Origin of the sequence: Chryseobacterium sp. SIMBA_028 (assembly GCF_046535285.1) — a bacterium.
Taxonomy (GTDB): Bacteria; Bacteroidota; Bacteroidia; order Flavobacteriales; family Weeksellaceae; genus Chryseobacterium.
In genome coordinates, this window is record NZ_JAWRWZ010000001.1 from 181,548 (window position 1) to 203,314 (window position 21,767).

23 protein-coding genes are annotated in these 21,767 nt (G+C 37.2%); 17 read left to right on the top strand and 6 right to left on the bottom strand.

Translation table 11 applies throughout. From position 1 onward, the window contains the following. The first annotated feature begins 36 nt into the window (after positions 1-36). A complete protein-coding gene (locus SCA31_RS00825; RefSeq protein WP_410694888.1) occupies positions 37-981 on the top strand; it encodes an aldo/keto reductase in 945 nt (314 codons plus the stop codon). A gap of 77 nt (positions 982-1,058) precedes the next feature. Here SCA31_RS00825 and SCA31_RS00830 read toward each other — a convergent pair whose 3' ends face one another. From SCA31_RS00830 to SCA31_RS00840, 3 genes are all read right to left on the bottom strand, one after another. Next, positions 1,059-2,906: a chloride channel protein gene (locus SCA31_RS00830; protein ID WP_410694890.1), complete on the bottom strand. Its 1,848-nt coding sequence runs from the start codon at positions 2,904-2,906 to the stop codon at positions 1,059-1,061. A gap of 221 nt (positions 2,907-3,127) precedes the next feature. After that, positions 3,128-3,931, bottom strand: a complete 804-nt coding sequence (locus SCA31_RS00835) for an SDR family oxidoreductase (protein ID WP_410694892.1) — start codon at positions 3,929-3,931, stop codon at positions 3,128-3,130. 21 nt (positions 3,932-3,952) lie between these two features. Then, positions 3,953-5,620 (bottom strand): FAD-binding dehydrogenase, encoded by a 1,668-nt coding sequence (locus SCA31_RS00840; protein ID WP_410694894.1) that lies wholly within the window; start codon positions 5,618-5,620, stop codon positions 3,953-3,955. A gap of 167 nt (positions 5,621-5,787) precedes the next feature. Between SCA31_RS00840 and SCA31_RS00845 the strand changes: the two genes are divergently transcribed. The 6 genes from SCA31_RS00845 to SCA31_RS00870 all read left to right on the top strand — a co-directional run bounded on the left by SCA31_RS00845 (position 5,788) and on the right by SCA31_RS00870 (position 9,452). Next, positions 5,788-5,928: a hypothetical protein gene (locus SCA31_RS00845; protein WP_410694896.1), complete on the top strand. Its 141-nt coding sequence runs from the start codon at positions 5,788-5,790 to the stop codon at positions 5,926-5,928. Between the two features lie 209 nt (positions 5,929-6,137). Next, positions 6,138-6,566, top strand: coding sequence for a rhodanese-like domain-containing protein (locus SCA31_RS00850; RefSeq protein ID WP_410694898.1), 429 nt, complete (start codon positions 6,138-6,140; stop codon positions 6,564-6,566). A gap of 1 nt (position 6,567) precedes the next feature. Further along, positions 6,568-7,074 carry a TlpA family protein disulfide reductase gene (locus tag SCA31_RS00855; RefSeq protein WP_410694900.1) on the top strand — a complete coding sequence of 169 codons (507 nt, stop codon included), beginning with the start codon at positions 6,568-6,570 and terminating at the stop codon, positions 7,072-7,074. Between the two features lie 142 nt (positions 7,075-7,216). After that, on the top strand, positions 7,217-7,615 hold the full coding sequence (locus SCA31_RS00860; protein ID WP_410694902.1) for a DoxX family protein: 399 nt from the start codon (positions 7,217-7,219) through the stop codon (positions 7,613-7,615). 81 nt (positions 7,616-7,696) lie between these two features. Then, positions 7,697-8,770: a sensor histidine kinase gene (locus SCA31_RS00865; protein WP_410694904.1), complete on the top strand. Its 1,074-nt coding sequence runs from the start codon at positions 7,697-7,699 to the stop codon at positions 8,768-8,770. Then, a complete protein-coding gene (locus SCA31_RS00870; protein ID WP_410694906.1) occupies positions 8,751-9,452 on the top strand; it encodes a LytR/AlgR family response regulator transcription factor in 702 nt (233 codons plus the stop codon). The genes SCA31_RS00865 and SCA31_RS00870 overlap by 20 nt, the downstream gene beginning before the upstream one ends. Before the next feature lie 300 nt (positions 9,453-9,752). Here SCA31_RS00870 and SCA31_RS00875 read toward each other — a convergent pair whose 3' ends face one another. Further along, complete coding sequence (locus SCA31_RS00875) at positions 9,753-10,070, bottom strand: DMT family transporter (protein ID WP_410694908.1); 318 nt, start codon at positions 10,068-10,070, stop codon at positions 9,753-9,755. Between the two features lie 301 nt (positions 10,071-10,371). On the opposite strand from SCA31_RS00875, the gene mug reads away from it, so the two are divergent. After that, positions 10,372-10,875, top strand: a complete 504-nt coding sequence (gene mug, locus SCA31_RS00880) for a G/U mismatch-specific DNA glycosylase (protein ID WP_410694910.1) — start codon at positions 10,372-10,374, stop codon at positions 10,873-10,875. A gap of 3 nt (positions 10,876-10,878) precedes the next feature. Here mug and SCA31_RS00885 read toward each other — a convergent pair whose 3' ends face one another. Continuing rightward, complete coding sequence (locus SCA31_RS00885; protein WP_410694912.1) at positions 10,879-11,484, bottom strand: DNA-3-methyladenine glycosylase; 606 nt, start codon at positions 11,482-11,484, stop codon at positions 10,879-10,881. Between the two features lie 146 nt (positions 11,485-11,630). Next, on the bottom strand, positions 11,631-13,025 hold the full coding sequence (locus tag SCA31_RS00890) for an aminopeptidase P family protein (protein ID WP_410694914.1): 1,395 nt from the start codon (positions 13,023-13,025) through the stop codon (positions 11,631-11,633). A gap of 286 nt (positions 13,026-13,311) precedes the next feature. On the opposite strand from SCA31_RS00890, the gene SCA31_RS00895 reads away from it, so the two are divergent. The 9 genes from SCA31_RS00895 (at position 13,312) to SCA31_RS00935 (ending at position 21,761) form a co-directional block, all read left to right on the top strand. Next, positions 13,312-13,812, top strand: coding sequence for a GNAT family N-acetyltransferase (locus SCA31_RS00895; RefSeq protein WP_410694916.1), 501 nt, complete (start codon positions 13,312-13,314; stop codon positions 13,810-13,812). A gap of 164 nt (positions 13,813-13,976) precedes the next feature. Further along, positions 13,977-14,393: an RrF2 family transcriptional regulator gene (locus SCA31_RS00900; protein WP_106915619.1), complete on the top strand. Its 417-nt coding sequence runs from the start codon at positions 13,977-13,979 to the stop codon at positions 14,391-14,393. 80 nt (positions 14,394-14,473) lie between these two features. After that, positions 14,474-15,187, top strand: coding sequence for a phosphoadenylyl-sulfate reductase (locus SCA31_RS00905; protein WP_410694918.1), 714 nt, complete (start codon positions 14,474-14,476; stop codon positions 15,185-15,187). 12 nt (positions 15,188-15,199) lie between these two features. Further along, complete coding sequence (gene cysD / locus SCA31_RS00910; RefSeq protein ID WP_410694920.1) at positions 15,200-16,108, top strand: sulfate adenylyltransferase subunit CysD; 909 nt, start codon at positions 15,200-15,202, stop codon at positions 16,106-16,108. Positions 16,109-16,178: 70 nt separating this feature from the next. After that, entirely contained in the window at positions 16,179-17,417 is a 1,239-nt protein-coding gene (locus SCA31_RS00915) for a sulfate adenylyltransferase subunit 1 (RefSeq protein ID WP_410694922.1), read from the top strand. A 3-nt stretch (positions 17,418-17,420) separates the two neighbouring features. After that, entirely contained in the window at positions 17,421-18,251 is an 831-nt protein-coding gene (gene epsC, locus SCA31_RS00920; RefSeq protein ID WP_410694923.1) for a serine O-acetyltransferase EpsC, read from the top strand. A 29-nt stretch (positions 18,252-18,280) separates the two neighbouring features. Then, complete coding sequence (gene cysK / locus SCA31_RS00925; RefSeq protein ID WP_410694924.1) at positions 18,281-19,192, top strand: cysteine synthase A; 912 nt, start codon at positions 18,281-18,283, stop codon at positions 19,190-19,192. A gap of 24 nt (positions 19,193-19,216) precedes the next feature. Next, on the top strand, positions 19,217-20,062 hold the full coding sequence (gene cobA, locus SCA31_RS00930; protein WP_410694926.1) for a uroporphyrinogen-III C-methyltransferase: 846 nt from the start codon (positions 19,217-19,219) through the stop codon (positions 20,060-20,062). After that, a complete protein-coding gene (locus SCA31_RS00935) occupies positions 20,052-21,761 on the top strand; it encodes a sulfite reductase flavoprotein subunit alpha (protein ID WP_410694927.1) in 1,710 nt (569 codons plus the stop codon). The genes cobA and SCA31_RS00935 overlap by 11 nt, the downstream gene beginning before the upstream one ends. The last annotated feature ends 6 nt before the right edge of the window (positions 21,762-21,767 follow it).

Consider the following 21,767-nt stretch of genomic DNA (forward strand, 5'->3'; position numbering starts at 1 on the left):
TCCTTACCTTAGAGGTCAGTTAGTAAAATTATTTTTATGGAAAAAAGAAAAATCAAAAATACCGATTTGGAAATTGCCCCAATTAATTTTGGAGGTAATGTTTTTGGATGGACCCTAGACGAAAAACAATCTTTTGATATACTGGACCAGTTTACAGAAGCCGGATTCAATTTTATAGATACTGCAGATACTTACTCGTGGTGGGTCAACGGAAAAGGCGGACAATCTGAGGAAATTATCGGAAAATGGATGAAAAGCCGTAATAACCGTAAGGATATTGTTTTGGCAACCAAGGTTGGTTCCGAAACAAAGGAACATGGTTTCGATATCAGTAAAAAACATATCCTAAAGTCTGTGGATGAGTCCCTGCAAAGACTACAGACTGATCATATTGATCTTTATTATACCCATTTTGATGATAATGTTACTCCGGTAGAAGAAACCCTTTCTGCATATGACGAAGTCATCAAAGCCGGAAAGGTTCGTTATATTGCAGCATCCAACCTTTCTCCGGAACGTTTAAAAGCCTCATTTGAAGCTTCTGAAAAGAACAACCTGCCGAAATATGTTGCATTGCAGCCTCATTACAACCTATTGGAAAGAGAAGGCTTTGAAAAAAACTATGCTTCATTAGTAGAGCAGTTTGATCTGAGTGTCTTCCCATATTGGTCTCTGGCTGCAGGATTTTTAACCGGAAAATACCGTAATGAGGAAGATCTTGCAAAAAGTGCACGAGGAGAGGGCGTAAGAAAATACTTAAATCCAAAAGGTCTGGAAGTTTTAAATGCATTGGATCAGATAAGTGAAAAATACCATAGCAATCAGGGAACTGTTGCTTTGGCCTGGTTGTTATCAAATCCTTTGATTACAGCCCCAATTGTAAGCGCTACGAGTGCATCGCAGCTTGAAACGCTCTTCAACGCTCCAAAGCTTACCTTAGACCAAGGAGATATTGATTTGCTTAATAAAGTAAGCCAGTAGTTTACAATTATCATTGTTAGATAAAAAAAATCCGTTCAAGACTGAACGGATTTTTTTATAAGTATTCTTTTAACTCATTATTCTGAATATTCTTTCAAAAGCTGTCTATAACTCATTAAAATAGAAGATTTAGAGATAAAGCCAATGAAATCATTATTATCACTTACTACCGGAAGATTCCAGACTCCTGTATCATCAAATGTTTGAAGAATTTCCAGAGGTTTATTTTCTGGATGGAGTATAGCTGGCGGAGCTTTCATCACCTGAATAATGGTTTGTAAAGAATCAATTTCCTTATTGAAGAGATAAGGTCTTATATCATCCAGCGTTAAAACACCCTTTAGTTTTCTATGATCATCTACTATGGCAAAAATATTTTTGTCTCCATTTTTTACCAACTCAAACAGTTCTGTAATAGAAGCATTCTCATTGATTGTCTGTGAATATCGATCAATAAAGTCCTCTGTTCTCAACGCAAATAAAAGGTTCTTGTCATGCTTATTTGTGAATATTTTCCCCTCGTCTGCAAGAGATTTCAATTCTGGAGAAATCGGGGAGAACCATTTAGCAATCAGATAAGATATTACTGAAGCAATCATCAACGGAATAAACAAATCATATCCAAAGCTTGATTCTGCAATCAGGAATATAGCCGTTAAAGGAGCATACAAAACACCACTCATGGCACCGGCCATTCCTACAAGAACAAGATTCGTTACGGGAACATCTGTAAAACCGATATGCTGGCAAATCAGAGCAAATAAATATCCCAGCGTTCCGCCTGCAAAAAGAGAAGGAGCAAAGTTTCCGCCATTTCCGCCACTGAATATGGTGAAAGAAGTAGCAAAAGCTTTTAACAGCAATACCAATACTAAAAATACAATAATCGTCCAATCTCCGATTTCAAAGTATCTGAAAAAACTGTTTTCAATAATGGAGTGGGTATTTCCATTTGTAAAAGCCTTTACCGTTTCATATCCCTCTCCAAACAGAGGTGGAAAAAGAACACAAAGCAGCGAAAGTACAGCGCCTCCAAACATTGCTTTACGCATTCTGGACAACTGAAGCTTTTTTATGAAATGTTCCACTTTTTGAGAAACAATTACAAAATAGCGTGCATATAATCCTGTCACAAGCCCTAAAATAAGGTAATAAGGAACATTCCTATAGTTGAATGCTTCTCTTGTATAAAATCTGAAAAGAACATCCTCCTGAAGTAAAATTCTGGATAAAAGACTTCCACATACGGCGGCAACTACCAAAGGTATAAAATCTGTAAAAACCACTCCGGTCAACAGAATCTCAAAGGCAAACATAATTCCGGCAATAGGAGCATTGAAGGCCGAAGCTATTCCGGCAGTAGCACCTGCAGCAAGCAATAGCGTACGTTCCTTATAATTGAGTCTGTACGTCTGTGCATAATTGGATCCTATCGCAGCTCCCGTAACTGCAATCGGACTTTCCAGACCAGCAGAACCTCCAAGCCCAACGGTAACCGCACTTTGAATCACCTGAGAATACATTTTTACAGAAGCTACAATGCTTGAGTTCTGTGCAATTTCATAGAGAATGGCCCCAATTCCTTTTCTGTCCTGTCCTTTAAATATGGTCAAAACAATCATTGTCGTCAGGACAATTCCTAAAAATGGAAAAACAATGTAGAATAGTATCTGATATTCAAAATGAACTTTATTGGTAATAAAATAATGGATGTTATGAACCAATGTTTTCAATATAACTCCTGCAAGTCCTGCAGTACAACCCACTAGAATTCCAGAAAGTACAAGAAACTGATTACGGCTCAGCCTATTGTTCAGCCAATGCAGAATAAGTTCGTAGCTGCGCGCTTTTTCCAGTCCGTATTTTTGGAAATCTCTTTTAAATTTTAGAAAACTTAGGTACTTTTTTTTGTTGTGAATTTTCACCTGGGAAGAATTTTATACTGACCTCAATTGGATACAGCTGTGTAAATTTATGAAATATCTTTAGAAATATTTGATTTCTTACTTCTAAAAACGAACGGAACGATCTCAAAAAGCCATTAAAATCATCATGAAAAACTCTGTATCAGGAGGAAAGCGCATTATTTCAGAAAATTTAAAATTTCATCAAAATTTAAATATAGATTTATCGCATGAAAATTATTCTAGACTACCTTTGCTTTACGGATAATCCTTGCTAATAATGCGGGGAAGAATCTCTTTAAATACACTGCTACGACTTCCTTGCCACCAATGGCTTTTTGGTTTTTCTTTCTGGCAATGGCAGACAGCATTTTTTTTGCAAAAACGTTCACGGGCATTCCTTTCATGGTAGCATCATCCATCGTTCCTTGTTCTGAACCATCACCGGTAACAGCATGTATAGAAATATTGGTTTGTATAAAACCAGGACAAATGATTGTAACTACAATATTTTTATCATATAATTCTGCTCGCAAAGCATCAAAGAAACCATGTAAGGCATGTTTAGCAGCGGCATATCCACTACGCATAGGAGCACCGAATACTCCCATAAGACTGGAAACTACTGCAATTTGCCCGCCGCCATTTTTTATCATATAGGGTAGAATAGCCTTGGTTAAAGCTACTGTTCCGATAAAATCGATATCCATTAAGTGTTTATCAACTTCAATATCTGTTTCCATTGCAAGAGAGCGTTGGGATAATCCTGCATTATTAATGAGAATATCTATTTTACCAAAGTGTTCAACAGCCTTGGATGCAATATCAGGCATATCCTTATAATTCTTTAAATCTAAAGGAATCACCGCATATTGATTCACCGTAAGGCCTTCACTTTCTGCAATCTCGTATAACTGTTCTTCTTTTCTGGATGAAAGAATAATTTTAGCATTACTTGTTTTGGCTAACTCTTTTACCAAGGCTTTACCAATTCCTGAAGACGCTCCTGTAATCCAGACTACCTTATCGTTATAATAATTGCTCATATTTCCATTTTATAAATTGGTTCAGTATTCCTTTAATCCTGCAATATACTTTCCGGCCTTCATTCCTGAAAAAATGCACCCTCCAAGGAATGTTCCTTCTAAAGCACGGTAACCATGCATTCCGCCACCGCCAAAACCTGAGGCTTCTCCTGCAGCATAAAGCCCATCGATAATACTTTCATCTTCCCTTAATACCTGTCCGTTCAGATTGGTTTTTATTCCGCCCAAGGTTTTTCGGGTTAAAATATTAAGACGGACTGCAATTAAAGGTCCGTTTTCCGGGGAAAGTATTTTATGTGGAGCAGCAACACGTCCGAGTTTATCTCCTAAATAATTTCTGGTATTCCGTATGTAATTAACCTGTGTATCCTTGGAAAATTTGTTATCCAATTCTCGATCTCTTGCTTCGATCTGTGATTTTATTTTTTCATAATTCAATAGATGATCTCCGGAAAGCTCATTCATTTTTTCCACCAGATTTTTCAAATTATCCGATACAATAAAATCTTTACCATGTTCTTTAAAGGCTTCTACAGGCCCAGGCGCCTTTTTACCAAAAATCCTTTTCAAAAAAAGACTATAATCTTTATTGGTGATGTCTGGATTTTGTTCTGAACCTGACAGGGCAAATTCTTTCTTAATAATTTTTTGTGTCAAGATAAACCAAGAATAAGAATATCCTGTATCCTGTATGTATTTCAGGGTTCCTAAGGTATCAAATCCCGGTAGAAAAGGGGCAGGAAGACGATTTCCTTTTGCGTCAAACCACAAGGAAGATGGTCCCGGCAGTATTCGGATTCCGTGGCTGGGCCAGATTGGATCCCAGTTTTGTAATCCTTCTGTATAGTGCCACATTCTATCGCGGTTAATGATGTCTGCCCCTGCATTTTCGGCAATACCAATCATTTTACCATCTACATAGGCAGGCACTCCGCAAACCATATTTTCGGGAGGGTTACCGAGTCTTTCAGGCCAATTCTTTCGTACGAGCTCATGGTTGGCGCCTATTCCTCCTGAGGCAATAATGATGTGAGATGTTGTGTATTCAAACTGTGAAATTATATTTCTATTGGTTTCAACGCCTCTTTCTTTATTATCGCCTTCCAGAATATCTCCTTTAAGGCCTTTTATTTTTCCATTTTCTGTAATCAATTCAGTAACCCGATGCCGGAACTTCATCTGTAACAGTCCTTTTTTCTGAGCTTCATATGCTTTTTCCACAAAGGGTTTTATGACACCAGTTCCGGTTCCCCAACTCACATGAAAACGAGGGACCGAATTTCCGTGACCAGCAGCGGATCCGTCACCACGTTCTGCCCACCCCACCATAAACATCAGCTTGATTCCCAGCTTGGAAATGTATTCATATTTTTCACCAGCAGCAAACTTGAGATAAGCCTCAGCCCACTTACGGGGCCAGTAGTCTTCATGACGGTCAAAGCCTGCGGTGCCTTTCCAGTCCTGTAAGGCAAGTTCATAGGAATCCTTGATTCTCATTCTTCTTTGTTGTGGAGAATTAATCAGAAAAAGACCTCCAAATGACCAAAATGCCTGCCCGCCAATATTCTGTTCGGTTTCCTGATCCAGCAACAGTACTTTTTTTCCTGCATTGGTTATTTCCATCGCAGCAGTGAGCCCTGCCAATCCGGTTCCTATGATTATAGCATCTGGCTGAAATGTTTCTTCCATTTCAAGGGTATTTTTTTAATTAATAATACTTTATATAAATGTATAAAATATTTGTACTTCAATACATAAAACCACAAAGCTGTTTTAACTTTTTTAAGTAAAAATTAAAATACCCAAAATAGATTTATCTTAAATTTTATCTTTGTTAAGGTCATTATCTGAAAAAAATGAAAGAGCTTAAACAATATGCTGCATTTGCAGTCGCAAAAGATGGAACACGCCATAGAATTGATGCCACGTCCATCATCATTCAGCTTGAGGAAGAGGAAATTGAATACCGCCACATCCTGTTTTTCAGGGGAAGTTAACACTAGCAACAGGGTCCGCCATCGAAGGTCGGGAACAGGAAAGAGGATTAGGAACCAGGCTTATTATAGAACCGGGAGCCTCCAATGTAGTCCATATCACTCCGAAAAAGAATATAGATGTTTAAAATATCCAGTCACCATCAGGAAAATACAGCTTATAGCTTTTTACCATCCAACAAATCATTTATATATTTGTGAAAAATAGAAGTATGAAGTATTTGTTTATTATGGTATGCTTTGTCTGCTCAATTTTTGGACAGGCGCAGCAAACACAGAATCCGTGGAAAGAAAGTCAGTTGATGGATCCTGCATTATTGGCTTCCAGAATTGTAAAACACAAAACAAAGGATCTGTTAATCATTTCAGTAGGTCCTGAGGCCATCATTAAGGGTTCTATAGACATTGGCCCGACTCATGAACCTGAAAACCTTGAAAAATTAAAAAATTACCTTAAGGATATTCCTAAAAATAGGGAAGTTGTCATTTACTGCGGATGCTGCCCTTTTGTAAAGTGCCCGAATATTCGACCAGCCTTTAACCTTTTAATGGAAATGGGCTTCAAAAATGCAAAACTTTTGAACCTTCCCAAAAACATCAAAACGGATTGGCTAGATAAAGATTATCCAACAAATGATTAATATGAGAACTCACTTTACAGTATTATTTTTCATCATTTTTTCGGGACTTGTACGGGCCCAAAACAGCAAAATAGAAATTGGGAAGAAAGCTCCTGAAATTACAATGCCCAAGGCAGATGGAAATTCTTTTTCACTTTCAACATTAAAGGGAAAATTGGTCCTTATCGATTTTTGGGCAACCTGGTGTGCCCCCTGTGTAGAAGAACAGCCTGAACTGAAAACGTTGTATGACACCTATGCCGAACAAGTAAAAAGCAATAAGTTTGAAATCCTTGGGGTTTCTTTGGACAAGAATAAAGACAGCTGGCAGAAAGCAATACACCGATTCAATATCAATTGGTTACAGATAAGTGATCTGAAGTTCTGGAAAAGTCCGGTTGCAAAATCCTATGAAGTTGATGAACTCCCTTTTAATGTCATCATTGATGGTGAGGGGACTATCATTGCTAAAAATCTTCACGGTAAAGAATTGGAAGACTTTTTAAAGAAAAGCTTAAGCCAGAATTAGAGTAAAATAATTTTATTTGATATTTTAAGAGCAGTAATGAATTTTACTGCTCTTTTTCTATGACAAAACCTTTCATATACATTTACAAGGAGTTGATATACAATATCTAAAAACTCCTTTTCACACCATGTACTTTCGTTTTATGAAAAAAAACTACTATCTCAGACTAGCATTATCTGTCATTTTGCTGATGCATAGTGTGATTTCTATCTTTAGCGGAGATGTCAATACCTTTGGACTTCAATACCTGAATGCCATCGGATTCAGTCCGGCAGGGCTTTATCTTGCGTGGATTGTCAAATTGATACATCTTGTCTCTGTTCCATTGCTTTGGTTTGATCGATATCTTAAACCTGTAGCCATTGGCAATATGGTGATCTTTATTTTAGGAATTTATTTCGTTCATTGGCAGAACGGATGGTTTGTTGTAGGTGGTGGAACCAACGGTATTGAATTTAACGTTCTGCTGATATTTTGTTTTTTCAATCTTATATTTCCCGAAGTATCATTCTCAGGCAGAAAAAATAATGGTAGTTTGTAGATGAATAGCTAGATTTGGTAGCCTTTATATTTTTATATTTGACTGAACAATATTACTTTACCATCTAAAACCATCATAAGCTTGAAATCAGACCTAAAATCTAAGCTGCGGATTCATTTGCTCTTTTGGATATTGTATTATATACTGGAGGTTTATCTCGACTTTTACTGGTCCAGATATCAGTTTCCAAATTTCCAATGGCAGATAAGACTTCAGAATACCCTCATTCTGGAATTAGGGTATCTTTTGGTTAAAATCCCTCTTGCTTACTCTTTATTATATGTTTATGAGAAAGTATATGCTCATATTTTCTTCAAGTATTTTCTTTCTATTTTTATGGTAATAATAGCTGTTCTGGGACATCGGTTTCTTACTCATTATATTATTTATCCTTATATCTATGGCGTTACAGAAATGTTGGATGGTAAGCAGAAATCAGGATATATCAATGGTTTGGTGGCATTCAATTCATTTATGGATCTTATTTTTATGGTGGGATTGGTATTTGGAATTGAAATTACAAGGCAGAAAAACCTTTTAAAGGACCAGATTTCACAATTGAAATCTGAAAAACTGGATCAGGAACTATCGATGCTCAAGGCTCAGATCAATCCTCATTTTCTGTTTAACACATTGAATAACATCTACGGAATGGCCCTTAAAAAGGCCGATGAAACTCCTGATGTTATTCTTCAGCTGTCAAAGGTCATGCGATACAACATCTATGAAGCTGCAGAAAAAAATATTTCGATTGAAAAGGACATTGAAAACATTAAGGATTTTATACAGATCCAGAAAATACGACACCATCACCTGAGCATCAGTTTACATGAAGATATTGATAACGATTCTCAGAAAATATCACCGCTTATCCTGATTCAATTTATAGAAAATGCTTTTAAACATGGCATTTCTGAAAGTCTGGGTGATGCATTTATCCATATTGACATTCAATTGAAAAATGGAATTCTGACTTATTTTATAGAAAACTCCAAGGAAGAAAGACCACATGAACATTCCACTAAAATAGGCCTGAAAAACATACGCAGACAACTGGAACTGCTTTATCCTAAATATATACTTACTGTAGAAAATAAAAGCGACAGATATATTGTACAACTCATTATAGATTTCAATGATGAATTCAGCTCCTAAAAAATACAACTGCATTATTGTAGAAGACGAACCCATTGCTGCGGAAATTCTGGAAACCTTTATTTCCCGGGATCCAGAACTGAACCTTGTTGGCAAATGTGCTGATGCAGTGTATGCCAACAATCTTCTAAACATTCATGAGGTAGATCTGATGTTTTTAGATCTCCATCTTCCGGTGGTAAAAGGTTTTGATTTTTTACGAAAGCTTAAGAACCCTCCGTTTGTTATTGTAACAACAGCCTATCATCAATATGCAGTAGAAGGATATGAACTGGATATTGCAGACTATCTCCTGAAGCCTATTCCTTATGACAGATTTGTTACCTCGATTGGAAAGTTTAAATACTTAATGGAAGCAGAGGATGCTTTATTGGAAATGGCCGAGCGTGATTATATATTCATCAGCAGCGGTAAAAAGCAGGTTAAGATTATCCTACAGGATATTTTTTATATTGAAAGCTTAAGAGAATACATTAATATTCATACCAAGACAGACACTTTTACGTTCAAAATGCCGATTAGTAAAATAGAGGAGAGCCTAAACCCGAAAATGTTTACCCGTATTCATAAATCCTATATTATATCCAAACCCAAGGTAGAAGAAAAATCGGCCAGTACCGTTCAGATTAAAGGAAAAAAACTACCTATTGGCAGAACCTATAAACCATTTATTGATCTTTAATCTCTCTCTTCACCAATTATAGACCATAGTTCTCCCTTGATAGATAATTTTTCCGTATCTCTATCCATTTACCCAAATTTGAAGTATCATCTTAAGGATTGAAATAGATCTCTTGTGGAAGCAGAGAGACATAATAATCAGGAAAGTATCAAAATATTTTACAGTATAATTTTCCTGCGATGAGATTAAACAATATAAATATAATGAGGTTGGTTTATTATTCCAATGTTGAATAATGTTTTGGCTTAAATCAGTAATGATCTTAAGCCAATTTCTATTTTTAGTAAGCGTACTTTTATATTAAAAAAGCTTGAGTCCAACGATTCCTACTACAATCAGTAATGCAGACAATAGTCTTAAAATACTTGCAGAGTCCTGAAAAAACAGAATACCAACCGCCAAAGTTCCTACTGCACCTATTCCTGTCCAGACGGCATAGGCTGTTCCAATAGGAATGCTTTTCTGAGCATACCAGAGAAATCCGCCACTCACCGTCATACATACTATCGAAAATATGATCCAGTTCCATTTACTATTTTCCGGTTGCTGAGAGAGTTTAAGACCCAATGGCCATCCGATTTCAAAAATTCCTGCAATGATTAATGCAATCCAGTTCATAATATTTATTTTAATGATATTCAGAATGAAAATCTAGTGTATGAAGAATATCGTTACGTTTAAATGATTCTCTACAATAGAATAATTCAACTACATTATTGTTGCGAAATTACCGTTATCTATTCATATTCAGCAGAGTAAATCACGTGACACGGTAAAAATAACTGGTGAAACGTAGGATACCTACCGTGAAACGATGGACATTTTGATATCAAATCCAGGTTTAAATATCATTGAATATTAATACCTTTAAGCAGTAAAAAAATAAGTGCGGATCTATTGTATTTAATTCATTTCAGCTATGCTAACAGATATCATTACTCCCCATCTCAATGTTATTTTTTGTGGAATTAATCCCGGTTTAAAATCATCAAATGATGGTCATCATTTTTCAGGAAAGAGCAACCGTTTTTGGAAAGTTCTTCATCAGTCAGGTTTTACTCATTACGAAATTGAGCCTGTGAACGATACTTCTATTCTGGATTTTGGGTATGGATTAACAACCGCTGTAACAAGAGCAACTTCTCGTGCTGACGAACTTTCGAAAGAAGAGTTTGATGATGCACTTGAAAGTTTCACCAACAAAATATTGGAATTCCAACCTAAATATGTAGCTTTTCTTGGTAAAGCTGCTTACAAGGCTTTTTCTAAAAAAAAAGAGATCCAATGGGGACAACAGCCGGAGGGTTTTTGTGGAGCTAAAGTATGGGTTTTACCCAATACCAGTGGGTTAAATCGCGGATTTTCTCTTGATCAACTTGTCACTTATTACAAAGAATTTTATCAAACAATTCATGAATCGTGATATTTATATTTTATTGGGCTTACTCACGTATTTATTTCCTTTCACAAAAAATCGCCAGGGTAACAGAGCATCTTCCTGTGCATAAGCAACCCCTATACGAGGTCCTGCCATGATTTCGTCTGGATGATAAAAAATGCCATGATCTTCAATCCAGATTTCAGTTCCTGCCAGATCTTTTTTGTTAAAAGAACGATCAATTCCCAAAGCTTTTGCAGCAGATCCGGGCCCTGAGGAAATAGCAGCTTTGCAAGCAGGCATATTTCTCCTTAATTCCATGAGTTCCTTACCAATCAAGGGTTCAATAGCCCTCACCAATACAGCATGTGGATCATCTTCAACAGAGGTTACAATATTGAACAGGTGATGAATCCCATAGCATAAATATACATAAGAAACTCCACCATGGTGATATAACGTCTCCGTTCGGTCTGTTCGCCTGCCCCCATAGGCATGAGATGCTTTATCCTTTACTCCAAAATAAGCTTCTGTTTCTACAACAACACCTGCGGTAATATGGCTGTCAACTTCTGTAAACAATACTTTGCCCAGCAGATCCTGAGCCATAAAAAGTACATCCTGATTGGAATAGTAGGAAAGGGGTAGTTTCACATGAATGATTTTAGTGATGCTGAATCAAAATTAAGGATAATAATTGTTTTTTGAATAGGAAATATACTTGATAATACCATAAAACAAAGCCTCATATTTTATTATGAGGCTTTGTTTTATCTTTCTTCCAAAGGAAAATGTTGTATTTAAGCTAAATGTTCTGCTCTATAATTTTCAATTTCATCAACCGTTTTGATTAATCCATTCCCCAAAAGCCTGTAACCATCATTGGTAATCAGGAAATCATCTTCTATACGTATTCCTCCAAAATCACGGTATTCATTTACTTTATCATAATTAATGAAATCAGCATTTTTATTTTCTGACTGCCAAATATCGATCAGTTCAGGGATCATATAAATACCTGGTTCTACCGTTACTACAAATCCTGATTCCAAAGCTTTTCCTAAACGTAAAGATTTAAGTCCAAACGTTTTGGTATCCTTTGGCTCCTCTTCGGTATAGCCAACATATTGTTCACCAAGATCTTCCATATCATGTACATCAAGCCCCATTTGGTGCCCTAATCCACATTGGAAGAATAGGGTATGTGCATGGTTATGTACTGCTTCCTCAGGATTACCTTTCATCAATCCTAAATCAATAAGTCCCTCTACCAGATGCTGGGATGCTTTCAGGTGAATATCTTTAAATTGCATTTCGGGTTTTAGAAGCTGTTGTGCCTTATTAAAAGCATTCAGAACCACTTCATACATTTCTTTTTGTTTAGTACTAAAAGAGGTACTTACAGGAAATGTTCTGGTTAGATCTCCTGCGTATCCCATTGCTGTTTCAGCTCCGGAATCATTAAGAAAAAGATCTCCATCTTTCAAAGTATTGAGACGGTAATGGTTGTGAAGGATACCTCCATGTATGGTAACGATCGGAGGATAAGACATCTGGCACTCTTTATTAGCAGCAAGGTATTGAATGGCATTTGCTATTTCATATTCTTTAATACCGGGTTTTGCTATACGCATTGCCAAAAGGTGCATTTCATTGGATACATTTACTGCCTGTTCTATCTGTACTATCTCCTGAGCTTCTTTTACAGATCTTTGCTTTACAATAGCCTTAATCATCTCTACAGAAGGTTGAAGGTCGGCTATTTTAGCCCCCAGAAGGTCGGCCAATATAATTTTATTTGAAGACTGGTAGGGTGGAAGGTAATGTATCTTTCTCCCTGATGTTATTGCTTTTAAAATATATTGAGAAAGTTCTGCATAGGGTAAGGTTTCCTGTACTCCGGACTTCAAACATTTCTCTTTCAAGGTTTCCTGTCTGCCCATCCATACGATGTCATCTATACTCAGTTCATCTCCGAAAACAATGTGCTTATTTTCATCAATATCTATAATAGCTGCAATTTTGGGCTCCTGAACTCCCCAATAATATAAGTAGGTACTGTCTTGGCGGAAATAATAAGGATTATGCTCAAAATTTACAGGATTCTCTATATTTCCTAAAAACAATAAAATTCCATTAGCCACATTATTTTGTAATACGGCTCTTCTGTCTTGATAGGTTTGTGCTGAAAACATATATTATGAATACTTTTTATTTTAAAAGCTTAAAGTTACAATTTTGTACTGTTTGTACCCTTCATTATTTCCGATCTATTGAAAAAAGAATTATGCTTAATTCTTCTGGAACTTAAAAGATCGAAACTGGTGAACAGTATGGCAGCTTTGAAAGCAGACATATTTCTTCTTAACCTCATGAATTCTTTATCCATCAATTGGTAGACTGTATTATCACAGGTTTTACAGCGATTTTTAATTTATTTATGTACCTTTATTCTATTACTATAACATCACATTTATTTCCATGCATTATAAAGACGATACCATCATCATCCGCGAATTTACGCCTCAAGAGTTTTCCTTGTTTCTTGCCCTTTTTGATAACATAAATGTTACCCGCTACCTGCCCTATAAAACACCCGAAGAATACAGAGAGATGTTTGAAAAAGCATTAGCAGATTATAAAGAAGGGGAATTAAGCAGATGGGGAATATTTGATGCTCAGAATAATAATTTTGTTGGAATGTGTCTGGCCAGAGTTTTTCTTGATAATCCTGATCAAACAGAAATAGGATATACTTTAGATGAGAATTACTGGGGCAAAGGAATTGGAACTAAGGTTTGCAAAGCACTCACCCAACATTCCCTTTCTTTAAATGAAAAGAAAGACGTCGTTGCTGTAACAGATCTTGATAATATTGGTTCCCAAAAAGTTCTGATGAAGAGCGGATTTAACAGAATTGAAAACCTGGTAAGGGAAAACTCAGAATTAGCATATTTTTTATTTTCAAAAAATGAAATTTAAAACAATAAATAAAGGGTGCTGAAAAAGCAAGAATAACAATTCAGCTTTCTCAGCACTCTTCCTATAATTACTTTCTATCTATGGAAAAATATTATCCGTAATTCTTCTGGGTAGAATCTAAAACATTTCATTAATCAGATAATTTGTTATAACTTGCGTACATTATGATGTCCAAACGTTGCAAATATGCGCTAAAAGCCATGGTCAGGTTAGCAAGAAATTACAATCAAGGCTTTCTGCCCACTTCTATTATTGCACAGGATGAAAACATCCCCAAAAAATTTTTAGAGCAAATTCTTCTGGAGCTTAAAAGAGCCAAACTTGTCAATAGCAAGCAAGGTAAGGTAGGCGGATATTATCTGTTAAAATCTCCGGATGACGTTTCATTGGCTGACATTTACCGCATTTTCGACGGACCTATCGCCTTAACTCCCTGCGTATCCTTAAACTTCTATGAAGCGTGTGATGATTGTGTAGATGAAGCAACATGTTATCTTAGAAATGAACTTATTATTGTCCGTGAAAAAACCAGACAAAGCATGATGGAGGCCACTCTGACTACGTTTATAAACAAAAAATAATTTTTTTTATTTAAATTCTACTAATTTGATAGGAGTTATAGAATTTTATATATATTTGCAAGAACAAATTTCAAATGGAAATGGAAAATAGTCTGAAAAATGAATTTGAAAATCTTAAGGAAGAGCTTACAGAGGGATCTTTTCAAACCAACTTTTTACAAGTACTGGTGGAAAGGTTTCCGAACGAAGTCATCTTTTCAACCAGCTTCAGCTATGAAGACCAGGTAATCACTCATCTGATAAAGAATCTGAACGTAGATATTTTCACATTGGATACCGGAAGACTTTTTGAGCAGACCTATGAAACATGGGCTTCTACGAAGGCATTCTTTAAAAAGGATATTAAAGCCTATTATCCTGACACTGAAGAACTGAAAAAGTTTGTAGCAGAAAATGGGCCCAATTCCTTTTATCAATCTGTGGAGCAGAGGAAAGCATGCTGTACAATCCGTAAAGTACATCCTTTGAAATCTGCGTTAAAAGGATACAAGGTATGGATAACGGGATTAAGATCAGAACATTCTTCAAACCGGCAGAATATGCCCTCATTAGAATGGGATGAAGATAACAGGATCATTAAGTATCATCCCCTTCTTCACTGGAGTACAGCGCAGGTAACGGACTATGTTAAAGACAATCATCTACCTTACAATTATCTGCACAAAAAAGGATTTGTAAGCATTGGATGTGAACCTTGTACAAGAGCCATTAAAGAAGGAGAAGATTTCAGAGCAGGCCGCTGGTGGTGGGAAGATGCCAATAAAAAGGAATGTGGCCTACATATTCATCAATAAAAAATATAAAATATGTCAACATATCATTTAAACTATCTGGATCAGTTGGAAGCTGAATCTATTTACATTTTAAGGGAAGTTGCAGGGCAGTTTGAACGTCCGGCGCTTTTATTTAGTGGAGGAAAAGACAGTATTGTGCTTGCTCATCTGGCTTCAAAGGCATTTCGCTATGGGAAAATACCTTTTACGTTTGTTCATGTAGATACAGGACATAATTTCCCTGAAGTATTAAATTTCCGGGATCAGCTTGTCAATCAGTTAGATGTTAATCTTGTGGTACGTAAAGTGGAAGATACAATAGAAAAGAAAGGCTTAACTGAGCCTAAGGGCAAATTTCCCAGCAGAAACTGGCTGCAGACCTATACACTACTTGATACCATAGAAGAATTTGAATTTGATGCCTGCATTGGCGGAGCACGTAGGGATGAAGAAAAAGCCCGTGCCAAGGAACGAATTTTCTCGGTAAGAGATGAATTTGGACAATGGGATCCCAAACTTCAACGTCCTGAATTGTGGAGTATTTTCAATGGAAAAATCCAGAAAGGCGAAAATGTACGGGTCTTCCCAATCAGTAACTGGACAGAACTTGATATCTGGAACTACATTCGAAGAGAAAAAATTGATCTGCCTTCTATTTACTTTTCGCACGACAGAGAAGTGGTAGACCTTAACGGACAATGGATTGCCAACTCTCATCATGCTTCCCTGGAAACAGATGATATAATAGCAGTAAAAAAGATAAGATATCGTACCGTAGGAGATATGACATGCACTGCAGCAGTAGAATCTAAAGCAACAACGATAGATGCTGTTATTGAAGAGATTGTAGCCACCCGAATTTCTGAACGTGGAGAAACCCGAATTGATGACCGCGTTACAGAAGCAGCCATGGAGGACCGCAAAAAAGGAGGTTATTTCTAGATAAGCAATCAGTAACAGGAATAACAGTTCTTTGTTTATTAAACTCACTCATTACTCATAATTAAAACGGATGGATATTCTAAGATTTATAACAGCAGGAAGCGTAGATGATGGTAAAAGTACCCTTATCGGAAGACTGCTATACGATAGCAAAAGTATTTTACAGGACCAGTTGGAAGTCCTTGAAAAACATTCTAAAAACAAAAATGATGACGGGGTAGATCTTGCTCTGCTAACGGACGGACTTCGTGCTGAACGGGAACAGGGGATCACCATAGATGTTGCTTACAGATATTTTTCAACTTCAAAAAGAAAATTTATTATTGCCGATGCTCCGGGCCATGTACAATATACCCGTAACATGATCACAGGTGCTTCAAACTCTGATCTGATGGTCATCCTGATCGATGCCAGAAAAGGCGTCATTGAACAAACAAGAAGACACTCCATTATAGCCTCACTACTGAAACTGAAGAAAGTAGCCGTAGCCATTAATAAAATGGACATGGTAGATTATTCACAGGAAGTATTTGAAAGCATAAAAGAAGAGTATTCAAAAATTGCTGAAAGCCTCGGATTACATGAGGTAAGTTATTTTCCGATCTCTGCCCTTAAAGGAGACAATATTGTTTCCGTATCCTCTCATACAGACTGGTATCAGGGAGATTCTCTTTTGGAATATCTGGAAGAAGTGACATTGAATGAAGAATTGAATAACGGCAGCCGCTTTCAGGTTCAGTATGTGATTCGGCCTCAAACTGAAGAGCTGCATGACTACAGAGGATATGCAGGACAGGTATTAAGCGGAAAATTCCAAAAAGGAGATAAGATCCATATACTTCCGGCAGGGATTACAAGTGAAATTGCTAAGATTGAGATCAATGGAGTTGAAACAGAAGAGGCATTCGAGGGACAACCTGTTGTTATTCATGTGACCGATGATCTGGATATCAGCAGAGGTGATATTTTTGCCACCGAAGAACAGCTTCCCGTTGTAGAAAAAGATCTGGAAGTTCTGCTATGCTGGCTTGATCAAAAATCATTGCAACCCGGAAATAAGTATCTATTACAGCAAAACAGCAGAGTGGTAAAAGCTGTAGTAAAGGAAGTAGATTACAAGATTGATGTCAACACTCTTACACAAGAAAAAGCCAGTGACGATATCAGACTCAATGAAGTGGTAAAAGTGACCATAAGAACTGCGCAACCGTTGGTGTACGATAGTTTTATCAATAACAAAAGAACAGGTTCTGCAATTTTAGTAGATGAAACCTCTCATTCTACTGTTGCAGCCTGTATAATTCAGTAAAAAATGCTAGTTTCAAATCATTTAATTGAAAGAATTCATCAAAGTAAGCAAAATAAAACTCATGGATTCTTTGACAGAGCAAGAGTAAAGGTTTTTGTAACAGATTTGTATAAAATATTGTTTCTTCCTCAGCAAGACAATACAAGGGATCAATTGAAGCAGGATTTTGCAAAACTACAGGATCATCTTTTCAACCTGATCTATACAATAACTGGAGATAGAGACCTTACCGAAGTACAGGTGACAGCTTTTTTTGAAGCCCTTCCCCAAATATATGATCATCTTCATCAGGATGCACAAGCTATCCTGGAATTTGATCCGGCAGCAGGCTCTTTAGAAGAAATCCACCTTGCTTATCCCGGATATTTTGCGACCTACGTATATCGTATTTCGCATCAGATTTGGAATCAGGAAGTTCCGGTTTTACCCCGCGTAATTTCAGAATATGCACACAGCAAAACAGGAATAGATATACATCCGGGAGCAGTCATTGGAGAATATTTTTTCATCGACCACGGAACCGGAATTGTCATTGGAGAAACAACCGTCATTGGCAATCATGTCAAAATATATCAGGGAGTCACTTTAGGAGCCTTGAATGTTTCTAAAGAAAAAGCCAATCAAAAAAGGCATCCCAATATTGAGGACCATGTTATTATTTATTCCGGAGCCACCATTTTGGGCGGGAATACAACAATAGGCACAGAAAGCATTATCGGAGGAAATGTATGGATTACACAGGACGTTCCTCCCCATTCTCTGGTCTATCATAAAAGTGAAATAAAAATAAAGGATAACAGTTCATTACCAGAATCTTTAACCTTTGTCATATAAAAACAGAAAAAACAAAAAATTGTATTGGTATGAAATTTCAGAATACACTAGAAACGATTGGAAATACACCAGTCGTAAAAATCAATAAGCTATTCAATTCAGATCATGAAGTCTGGATCAAACTGGAAAAAAGCAATCCTGGCGGAAGTATTAAAGACAGAATTGCTCTGGCCATGATTGAAGATGCAGAAGCTAAAGGACTACTTAATAAAGACAGCGTCATTATAGAGCCTACCAGTGGAAATACAGGAATAGGACTGGCATTGGTAGCTGCTGTAAAAGGATATAAGCTTATTCTGGTAATGCCGGATAGCATGAGCATAGAACGCCGTAAAATCATGGAAGCTTACGGTGCTGAATTTGTACTTACTCCAAGAGAAAAAGGAATGAAGGGGGCCATCGAAAAAGCCAATGAACTGGCACAGGAAACACCCAACTCATGGATCCCGAAGCAGTTTGACAATCCTGCCAATGTTCAGGTACATACCCAAACCACAGCACAGGAAATCCTACAGGACTTTCCGGACGGTCTGGATTACATCATTACAGGTGTAGGAACCGGCGGTCATATCACCGGAATTGCACAGGTAGTAAAGGAAAAATATCCCAACACTAAAGTAATTGCTGTAGAGCCTGAACTATCTCCGGTACTAAGTGGAGGAAGCCCTGCACCACATCCATTACAAGGTCTGGGAGCCGGATTCGTTCCATCCATTTTGGATATTACTCTTCTGGACGGTGTCATCACAGTAGGAAAAGAGGAAGCGTATGAATATGCGCTGAACGCAGCAAAAAAAGAAGGTCTTTTTGTAGGAATCTCTACAGGAGCGGCTTTGGCTGCCATCGCAAAACATTTGCCGGAAATAGAATCCGGAGCTAAAATTCTCACCATCAATTACGATACCGGCGAAAGGTATCTTTCCATTGAGGGACTCTTCTAAATCCTTTAATTAACACCGACTTCAATGAATACAAATATAAAATCACCTAAGGTTTACCTTATCGGTGCAGGGCCCGGCAACCCTGATTTGATCACAGTAAAAGCCGTAAAAGCCATCGCCAAGGCAGATGTTGTTTTATCTGACCGCTTGGTAAGTCCTGAAATTTTAGAGACCTATGTCAATAAAAATACGGAAATCATCTACGTAGGTAAAGAATGCTGCAAAAATGCATCAACTCCTCAATCTCTTATCAATACTTTAATGGTGGACTATGCCCTTCAGAATAAAACAGTGGTAAGGCTTAAGGGCGGGGATGTTTCCATCTTTTCCAATGTTTTGGATGAGCTACAGGCGTTGAAGCAAAACCATATCCCATACGAGATTATTCCCGGAATTACAGCCGCATTGGGTGCCGCTGCTTATGCCGGAATGCCTTTAACAGCCAGAGGATATGCTACATCAGTACGTTTTCTCACTTATTATAAATCTGAGATCCTTACGGATGAATATTGGAAGGAACTCGCCATTACTAATGATACCCTTGTATTCTATATGTCTAAAGGGAACCTTACTGAACTTGTAGAAAAATTTATTGCATTAGAAGTTTCAAAAGAGAAAAAAATTGCAGTAATCGAGCAGGCTACAACTCCTTTTCAAAAGGTATATACAGCTTCTTTTGATGATTTTGGAAAAACTCTGGGTGATAAAAACTTTGCATCGCCATCATTAGTCATCATAGGCAAAATAGTGAACCTGCACGAAGAGTTCTCCTGGCTTGAAAATGCAGAGCAGGAAGGTCTTTATTTTAAATCGGTAGAAAACGGAAGTCTCATCCCAAAAACTCAAAATTTCTTCGAATATGCTGTCTGAAACGAAATTAAACACACTGAAACAAATTTCCAGTGATTTTTCCAGAGATGAATCCATCTGGGCAAGCGGATATCTGGCAGGTCTTGCCGGAGCGCCTCTTACTGCAGTACAACCACCGTTGCAAGCAGGTTTTACAGAACAAAATACAGTTAGGAAAATTACACTTGCCTACGGAACAGAAACCGGAAACAGTAAAAAATTGGCAACAGTACTGGCAGGAATCATTAAGAAAAAAGGAGTTCAGGTTAAATTGACCGATCTCTCTCAATACAAACCCAAAGATCTTACAAAAGAAAAATTTTTCTTTGTCGTGATCAGTACACAGGGCGAAGGAGATCCTCCAATTCTTGCCAAGAAATTCTATGATTATATCTATGAAAATGAAATCAATCTCACCCATCTTAAATTTGGAGTTTTGGCTTTGGGAGACAGCAGTTATCCTCTCTTTTGCAAAACAGGAGAAGATGTAGATGCCCGCTTTGAAATTCTGGGGGCTCAGCGAATCATTCCATTAAAAAAATGTGATATTGATTACGAACAGGATGCGGAAAGCTGGATAGAACATGTTTTTGAAAGTATTCATAAAAACTCAACAGACCGTATCAAAAACATACCAGCACAAAAGGCTTCAACAGGAAGAAAAAAATATCTGGGGAAAATATCAACCATCATTAACCTCAATGATATTACCTCTGAAAAAGAGACTTACCATATAGAAATAGAAACAGAAGAAGACCTAGCTTATCAACCCGGTGCAGCCCTAGGGATTATTCCGTTCAATTCCAAAACAGTTGTTGATGAAATTATTGCATTAACGGGAATTGATTCCAATAAAAAGATTGAAACTTCAAAAGTTACAGATACCGTAGAAGAGTTATTGCATAAGCATCTTAATATTAGCTATTTGCTAAAAACCGTGGTAATCCAATATGCAAAGATTACGGGTCATTCTATTCCGGAAGTTCGTTTAAGTCTTCTCGATCTGCTTAGAATTTATCCCGTGAAAAATGCGGAGGAATTTGAAGAAGTTATCCAGAGCCTTACAGGTCAGGCGCCTCGTCTGTACTCCATATCATCTTCTCTGGAAGCTCATGGTGAAAATGAAGTACATATCACCGTAGCAAAATCAGAATTCTTCATAGATCATCAGAAACATAATGGCTTATGCAGTGGGTTTCTCAGCGAATTCAGTGAGGAGCAAGATATTGAGTTCTACATTCAGGATGCAGGGCATTTCAAATTGCCGGAACCTGATAAGGATATCATCATGATTGGGCCGGGAACCGGAATTGCCCCTTTCAGATCTTTTCTTTGGGAGCGTGATGCCATTGGAGCAGAAGGGAAAAACTGGCTCTTTTTTGGAGACAGGAACTTTGTATCAGATTTTATCTATCAATCTGAGCTTCAGGATTTTCTTAAAACCGGCAGTCTGACTCATTTGGATCTTGCTTTTTCAAGAGATACTGAAGAGAAAATATATGTTCAGCACAAACTGGAACAAAAAGCACAGGAAGTCTTTTACTGGCTTGAGGGAGGAGCATCAGTGTATGTATGCGGTACCAAAGATCCTATGAGTAAGGATGTTGAAAACACTCTTTTAAATATTATTCAGCATCAGGGAAAACGAAGCAAGGAAGAAGCTCTTCATTACTTAGAGGAAATGGAGCTTAGCGGCCGATATGCCAAAGATGTTTATTAAAAAGAC